Raw genomic sequence first — 6,801 nt, 5'->3', positions numbered from 1 at the left:
CTGGCTTTCACCCGCATCCGGAAGGCGCGGGCGTCGAGACCGGAGCCCAGCAGCACGATCTGGCGGGCACCGGCCTGGGCTGTCGCCTTGAGGTGGGTGTCGAAGAAGTACGTACGGACGGTGACGTAGTCGCCCATGACCTGGGTCAGCGACGAGGTCGTTTTCACGCCATCGGCCAGGTACCCGCGCTGTTCGGCGGGAACGTCCTGTTCGAAGGAGACGAGCAGCCGCGCCAGCGGGTCGTCGAAGAGCACATCGGCCCGCGTGCCTTCATGAGCGCGCATCGCCGCGGTTGCCACACCGCTGCTCGCAATCGAACCCGGAATCTTTAGTTCAGTCATTCCCCCCAATATGAATGAGAGTTCATTCCAGAACAAACCAGGCAGTCGTGACGGCAGGGCGCCCGGCACCGGTCACCGAAGTGAGGGTGAGTCAGGGCTCCGTCGTTCTCGCGATCGGCCTGACAGAGCCGGTACGGGCCTGATTGAACCACCCTGGGTTCGTTGAAGATCTCTCAAGGTCGTCCGGGCCCGCCGGTTCGCTGTAGTCGGTGGCGGCATAAACCTGCAGGAGCCTGTCGACTCCGCGCAGGAAGGTCTCGGAGATCAGCACCGGGTCGAACAGGCAGCCGGCGGCCATGGCGCCGTCGCGCATCATCACGAAGTGACGGGCGGCGTGCGGGGGGCCGGTCTCCTGGATCTTGGCCAGCAGTTCCGTGACGGTTTCCAGGAACCATTGGCGGTGGGCGAGCACGGCCTTGTGCACCGGGGACTCGGGGTCGGGATACTCGGCGGCGGCGTTGAGGAAGGCGCATCCCCGGAAGCCGGGGGACTGGATGTCCTGGGCGATGGACTTGCCGATGGCCCGGATGGTCTCGGCGGCCGGTAGTCCGGCGGCGATGGCCTCGTCCGCCGGAGCCCGCATGGCGCGGTCGACCTCATTCAGGTAGGCGAGGACGAGGTCTTCTTTGCTGGGGAAGTGCCGGTAGAGGGTGGCCCGCGTCACCTGCGCTTCGGCGACGATGCGATCGATACCGACGGCGTGGATGCCCTCGGCGTAGAAGAGCCGGGTGGCCGTGTTGAGCAGCCGGGACCGCGCTTCGGACGGCCGGCCTTCGGATTGGTTGGACATACCGCCACCCTAGCAGATAGAACGTTCGGTCTTGACAGTCTCTGCCACAAGTTGCCAAGCTATGTCGAGACAGATCGTTCGGTCTACCTCACTCATTCATCCGAAAGGATCATCATGAGCACCATTGCTGCTTTGCCCGGTATTTCCGGGACCGCGTCCGCGCTGCGGCGGCTGTACTTCGTCCGGTTCGCATTCGCTGTCGTCTGGGCCCTCGCGATGTTCACGACCGCCTCGAACCTGGGTCTGCTCGCGGTCACTCTGCTCGTGCTCTACCCGCTGTTCGACGTGGCCGCCGCCATCATCGACGCCCGCGCGTCGCGCACCACCGGATCACCTGCCCTGCTGTACGTGAACATCGCGGTCAGCCTGATCACCGCCATCGGCGTGGCCATCGCCTGCACGTCCGGTATCCCGGCTGTGCTACGCGTGTGGGGCGCCTGGGCGATCGTGGCCGGGCTGGTCCAGCTGATCGTGGGCGTCACCCGCCGCGAGATGGGCGGCCAGTGGCCGATGATCATCAGCGGCGGCATCTCCGTACTCGCCGGCGCGTCGTTCATCATCGGCGCCACCGCGGACAACCCGACGCTGACCAACGCGGCCGGCTACGCCATCCCCGGCGGCATCTTCTTCCTCATCTCGGCCTTCCGTCTCGGCCGCACCGCGAAACGAAACTGACGTGGACAGCAACACTTACGATGTCGTTGTCATCGGGGCCGGCCCGGTCGGGGAGAACGTCGCCGACCAGGTGGTGCGGGGCGGACTCAGCGCCGCCATCGTCGAGCGCGAACTCGTTGGTGGGGAATGCTCCTACTGGGCCTGCATGCCGACCAAGGCGTTGCTTCGCAGCGCGGCGGCGTTGCGGGCGGCGCGTCAGGTGCCGGGAGCGCGCGAGGCGGTGACCGGCGGTCTCGACGTGGCCGCGGTGCTGGGCCGCCGGGATTCCTTCGCCGCGCATTGGAAGGATGACGGTCAGGTCGGCTGGCTCGATTCGGCCGGGATCGCTCTGCACCGTGGTCAGGGCCGGATCGTGTCCGCGGGCGTGGTCGAGGTGACCGGCGACGACGGCGTCCCGGTCACGTTGACGGCCCGGCATGCGGTGGTCATCGCGACCGGAAGCGGCTCGCTGCTGCCGGACATTCCCGGTTTGCACGAGGCCGCGCCGTGGGCCAGCCGGGAGGCGGCTGCCGCGAACGCGGTCCCCGGCCGGCTCGCGATCATCGGTGGTGGCGTGGTGGCGTCGGAGATGGCGACCGCATTCGCCGCCCTGGGCTCCTCGGTGACGATGCTGGCCCGTGACGGCGTGCTGCCGCTGGCCGAGCCGTTCGCTGGCGAGCGGGTCACCGAGTCGTTGCAGGAGGCCGGTGTGTCGGTACGCCTCGGTGCGGAGGCCGCATCGGTGCACCGCGACGAGGCCGGAACGGTGCACATCACGATGACCGACGGCGAGCAGGTCGAGGCCGACGAGGTTCTGGTGGCGATCGGCCGGATACCGAACACCCAGGACATCGGTCTCGGCGCCGTCGGCCTGATGCCGGGTGCCTGGCTCACGGTGGACGACACGCTGCGAGTGGTCGGGGAGGACGGGGCGCCGATCGGTGACGAGTGGCTGTACGCCGCTGGTGACGTCAACCGGCGCGTTCTGCTGACCCACCAGGGCAAATACCAGGCCCGCGCGGTCGGCGACGTCATCGTGGCGCGCGCGAAGGGTGAAGCGGTCGAGGACGGCCGCTGGGGCCGGCACGTCGCCACGGCCGACGAACGCGCGGTGCCCCAGGTGGTCTTAACCGAACCGGAGATCGCGTCGGTGGGACTGACCGCGGCCGCGGCCGAGACCGCCGGGGTACGGATCCGCGTCGTCGACTACGACCTGGGCGCCGTCGCCGGATCCGCCCTGCATGCCGACGGATACCAGGGGCACGCCCGCATGGTCGTCGACGAGGATCGGAAAGTGATCGTCGGCTTCACGCTCGTCGGCCCGGACGTCGCAGAACTGCTGCACGCCGCGACGATCGCGGTCGTCGGCGAGGTTCCGCTGAACCGGCTGTGGCACGCGGTTCCGACGTTCCCCACGGTCACCGAGGTGTGGCTGCGGTTGCTGGAGGCGTACGGCCGCTGACCGCCGGGTCCCGAGCGGTTCTCCCTGACGACCACCTACGAGATCTCCCTCGAGCGGCTCATCACATACCTCTTGGCTTGACGTTTAACCTGCCTGCAAGGGCGGCGTAGATCGATCGCGAGCGGGTGGGCTAGGCGCAGTTGGGTGTGTGCGACGATGACCAGCCAGGTCCACAGGTCGGCCGCGTGCGGATCGCGGATCTTGGACGTGGTCCAGCCGAGGGTCTGCTTGAACATTCTGAATGTGTGCGGCGGAAGGGGAAAAATTCGCTTGGAATCTTTATCAGCGTAAATGGATTCACTAGCGGAGCCCGAGAAGCGTACAGGGAGAGTACGCCGTTCTTAACGATGAAGGGCCTCGACGAACTTTTGCGACGCAAGAAGCGTCATGCAAATGAGATCGGAAGCTGTTACTTTCCAGCCACGATGTTCCCGGGTGAGTAGCCGAAACAGCCCGTCGCCGTCAAGCCGGAGTCGCGGAAGGCCCTGCGCCCACACTCAGGGTGCGCAACTAACGCCACCCGTCAAGTGACACCTGACAACTGCCGCGCAGGTACTGATGGAGAGCACTGGCAGTTGTGTCGACAAAGGCGTCGGGGATGGCGTTGGCATCGACCCAGCGGACCTGGGAGTGCTTGCGGGGTTCGCGGTTTTCGGGTTCGCCGGTCCATTCGTGGGCGGCGAAGACGACCGTGAGGAAGCCGTTGGGGCTTCGACGCCCCAGGCGCCGTGGATGATGTGGGCCACCTTGAGGAACTCGGGCTTCACGGTGAGGCCCGTCTCCTCGTAGAGCTCGCGGACTGCGGTCTCCGTGATGGGTTCGCCCGGCTCGCTCTTGCCGTCGGGGAGGTCGCGCAGGCCCTGGGCAAACTTGGCTTTTTCGCTGCGCTGAAGAAGGACGACGCGGCTGGTGACCTTGTCGTGGACGATGACGGTCGCGACGAGCAGCGTCATCGATTCGAGCGCCGGCTTGAGGGCTTGGGAGCGGTCGTCGGTCTGCTGGGCCACTGTGTTCCCTTCGTCGGGCGGGCCGGCCTGGTGACCCCCATCTGGTGCACCAGCTGGCGGCAGGACGCCACCAACCCTGATCGGACCGCTCCTCGGCCTCCCGTCTCTGCCGCACGTCGACCTCCCGCATCCGCAGATCACCACCAGCCAGCCCAACGGCTACCTGCGGAAACGCAACCACGTCGACGCCTGGCTCGGCGACGCACCCGCTGTATGGATCGACGACGACTTCACCGGCCTCGACCATGAATGGGCAGCAGAGCGCGCCGCCAGGAGAGCGGCGACCCTACTCGTGCAGCCCGACCCACACCTCGGGCTGCAGCCCGAGCACCTGACCGAGCTCACGACATGGGTCTCGTAATTGCCCACAGCCCGCACCGCCTGACCACTACCGCCCTTGCTGCCATGGGTAGTGAGGGCAGCGAGTGCGCTGTGGGCCCCGCCTGCGTGCTGTTCCCTCAGGGAACGAGTCGGGTGGCTCCATCCACGAAAACGGCTTCTGGTTCGACTTGGGTGGTGGTTGGCTTCGTTCACGAGAAGGGCAGCAGATGTTCGCGACCCGGAAGGCGCCACAGCACACCGGGGATTCGAACACTGAGCAAGTCGCTTACCTCCGTCACAGCCGGCGGCTGGCACTTGCCCGCGCTGCGCTGATACTCCACGACGGTGGCAGGTGCCGTTCCCACAACGGATGAGAAAACATGTTGGCTGGCTGTCGGCGAGCTGCGAAGATGCGTCTGTTTCCCAGGCGGAGGACATTTGTTCGTTTTCGTGTGTGCGGGATGCGGTGCCGAGTTGACTGCCCCGCTGTCCCAGGTCTCACTGCCAGTCCACGCCCGTCAGAAGTACGGCAACGGGGCCCAGCTTCCGGTGCTCATGCAGTCAGGGACGTTTGCCGTGGACCCGGACCCTTGGGGAGGGCCGTGGCGGATGTGGGACGAGATCGATCCGGGCGAGGCGGAGGCACGCGGCATCTACGCGCCGGTCTACACCCTGTCCGACAGCACGCCCGGGGCGAGTGTCATCGCGCCCGGTGATATCCGTGGAACCCGACTGATTCCTGAGAAGCGCGGCGGTGCCTGCTGTGGCCTCGACGGAGCCGACGGGCCCAACATGGCCTGCGAGGCATGCGACCTCCCCGTGGCGACCAGGGTCGACGACTGCTCGCTCTGGCAGGCAGTGCGGCTCAGCTCGGACGCCGTGCACCGCATACCCCAAGACGTCCTCCGCGACGACCCACTCCCGCTGCTCCCCAACTACCTGTTCCGGGCCGACCGGGGAACGTTCCAGCACACCTTGGTCCGGCTACCAGCCGTGCGCAGCCCGTGGCTGCGCACGATGCTCGAGAACCTCACGCACGGCACCTCGGCCGACCTCTTCTAGGTGGCTGTCTCGGGCGTGCACGCTGAGTAATGAAATGGGTAGGACGGTCCCGGCTGGCTAGGCTCTGCGCCATGAGCGGACCAGTGCCGGTGATCGAGTTGGCGGAGCCTGCCAGCGCGAGCGCCTCGACCCACCCTTCGACGGTTGCATGCAACGGCGCCCAGTGATCCGCATAGATCCCGAACTCACCGGCTGGCCCGATCATGAACGAATAGGGGACGGCCGTCCGTTGCATTCCTGCTTCGAACCACCGGCCCTCAGACGACGAACCCTCGGGCGAGTCAGGATCGAAGTATTTCGGCCCGCCGTCGTGCTGCGAGGCAGGCGGCAGGAGCAAGCCACCCCAGCGCTCCTGATACAACGCCATACGGTCAACCACGGCTGACGGGATTTCCCACTCAAGCCACCACTGCCGACCCTGCTCGGCCCACCGGGCATCGACGTCGAGCAGTCCGGAGTGTTCACCGGGGTCCGCGGCCGGCAGATGGGCGGTCGCTGCGTCCTGGTCCGCACCGGACCGTTCCCCCGCAACGCCGAATGGCGGTCGCTGATCGCGACGTTGGAGGACACCCTGCGGCTCCACCGGCATCAGCCGAAGACCCTGGTAAACCTCTCCGACTACCTGCACCAACGCACCGGCGGGATGATCGGCAGCCTCTCCCACTTGATCCGTGGCCGCGGCCATCTCCGCGATCCTCGACCAGAGCGAACGCATCACCCAGGACCTGCTGAAGAAGACCCGGATCGACCACAACAGCGAGTCCGTCTCCAGGCCCGGGACCTCTGTCCGGAAGGCCGGATGAGCCAGCCGACCCGCTACTGGCTGATCAAGCCCCTCCCCCGACCAGTCACCCCCTTCCCCCAAGAGACCGAGCAGTCCTACCTGAAACGCCTCGGAGACAGGAACTAAGGTGCTGGCCCAGCGGCTGCTGGACCAGATGTCTCAGATGATCGGGTTCGGCTCCGCACCGTGGGCGTCGACGAAACCGACCTCCACGAACCCTGTGGTCAACGCAGACCCGCGGGAATCGTAGCCTCTCGACGTGCCTGCATCCCGAAACATCCGCTCGTGGCAGCAAGTGGACTCCCGACAGGACTTCGCCGCCTACCTCCGCTTCCTGGCCTTCGACTGCGAGCGTGCCAGCGGCGGCCAGGACTCCGAGG

The 6,801-nt window shown here is 66.8% G+C and carries 6 protein-coding genes and 4 pseudogenes; 5 read left to right on the top strand and 5 right to left on the bottom strand.

Annotated elements, in window-relative coordinates:
• Both VXC91_RS40910 and VXC91_RS40905 read right to left on the bottom strand, forming a co-directional pair.
• Positions 1–341, bottom strand: a 341-nt coding sequence (locus tag VXC91_RS40910) for a class I SAM-dependent methyltransferase (protein WP_329512437.1), incomplete at its 3' end; no start/stop codon positions are given.
• A 211-nt stretch (positions 342–552) separates the two neighbouring features.
• A pseudogene (locus VXC91_RS40905) lies at positions 553–1,131 on the bottom strand (TetR/AcrR family transcriptional regulator); the annotation flags it as partial.
• A gap of 114 nt (positions 1,132–1,245) precedes the next feature.
• Between VXC91_RS40905 and VXC91_RS40900 the strand changes: the two are divergent.
• Positions 1,246–1,806, top strand: a complete 561-nt coding sequence (locus VXC91_RS40900; RefSeq protein WP_329512436.1) for a hypothetical protein — start codon at positions 1,246–1,248, stop codon at positions 1,804–1,806.
• A 1-nt stretch (position 1,807) separates the two neighbouring features.
• The gene (locus VXC91_RS40895; RefSeq protein ID WP_329512435.1) at positions 1,808–3,247 is read left to right on the top strand and encodes a dihydrolipoyl dehydrogenase family protein; all 1,440 of its coding nucleotides are present in this window, start codon (positions 1,808–1,810) and stop codon (positions 3,245–3,247) included.
• Between the two features lie 98 nt (positions 3,248–3,345).
• Here the strand turns inward: VXC91_RS40895 and VXC91_RS40890 are convergent.
• Together VXC91_RS40890 and VXC91_RS40885 are read right to left on the bottom strand one after the other, a co-directional pair.
• Positions 3,346–3,495: pseudogene (locus VXC91_RS40890) on the bottom strand (NF041680 family putative transposase); the annotation flags it as partial.
• Positions 3,496–3,757: 262 nt separating this feature from the next.
• Positions 3,758–4,254: pseudogene (locus VXC91_RS40885) on the bottom strand (NUDIX domain-containing protein).
• A gap of 18 nt (positions 4,255–4,272) precedes the next feature.
• Between VXC91_RS40885 and VXC91_RS40880 the strand changes: the two are divergent.
• Both VXC91_RS40880 and VXC91_RS40875 read left to right on the top strand, forming a co-directional pair.
• A pseudogene (locus VXC91_RS40880) lies at positions 4,273–4,615 on the top strand (hypothetical protein); the annotation flags it as partial.
• Positions 4,616–5,013: 398 nt separating this feature from the next.
• Complete coding sequence (locus VXC91_RS40875; protein WP_329512434.1) at positions 5,014–5,637, top strand: hypothetical protein; 624 nt, start codon at positions 5,014–5,016, stop codon at positions 5,635–5,637.
• On the opposite strand, the gene VXC91_RS40870 is transcribed toward VXC91_RS40875, so the two are convergent.
• The gene (locus tag VXC91_RS40870; protein ID WP_329512433.1) at positions 5,606–6,322 is read right to left on the bottom strand and encodes a hypothetical protein; all 717 of its coding nucleotides are present in this window, start codon (positions 6,320–6,322) and stop codon (positions 5,606–5,608) included. The genes VXC91_RS40875 and VXC91_RS40870 overlap by 32 nt on opposite strands.
• Between VXC91_RS40870 and VXC91_RS40865 the strand changes: the two genes are divergently transcribed.
• Complete coding sequence (locus tag VXC91_RS40865) at positions 6,309–6,440, top strand: hypothetical protein (RefSeq protein ID WP_329512432.1); 132 nt, start codon at positions 6,309–6,311, stop codon at positions 6,438–6,440. The two genes, VXC91_RS40870 and VXC91_RS40865, sit on opposite strands and share 14 nt — an antisense overlap.
• Positions 6,441–6,801 lie beyond the last annotated feature (361 nt).

Origin of the sequence: Streptomyces chiangmaiensis, assembly GCF_036281785.1 — a bacterium.
GTDB lineage: Bacteria > Actinomycetota > Actinomycetes > Streptomycetales > Streptomycetaceae > Streptomyces > Streptomyces chiangmaiensis.
The sequence above is the reverse complement of the archived record's forward strand: the minus strand, read 5'-3'. Positions and strand labels throughout refer to the sequence as shown.

Coding starts and splice junctions, on each gene's coding strand:
- VXC91_RS40900 (WP_329512436.1), top strand. CDS start 1,246: ATGAGCACCATTGCTGCTTTGCCCGGTATTTCCGGGACCGCGTCCGCG.
- VXC91_RS40870 (WP_329512433.1), bottom strand. CDS start 6,322: ATGGCCGCGGCCACGGATCAAGTGGGAGAGGCTGCCGATCATCCCGCC.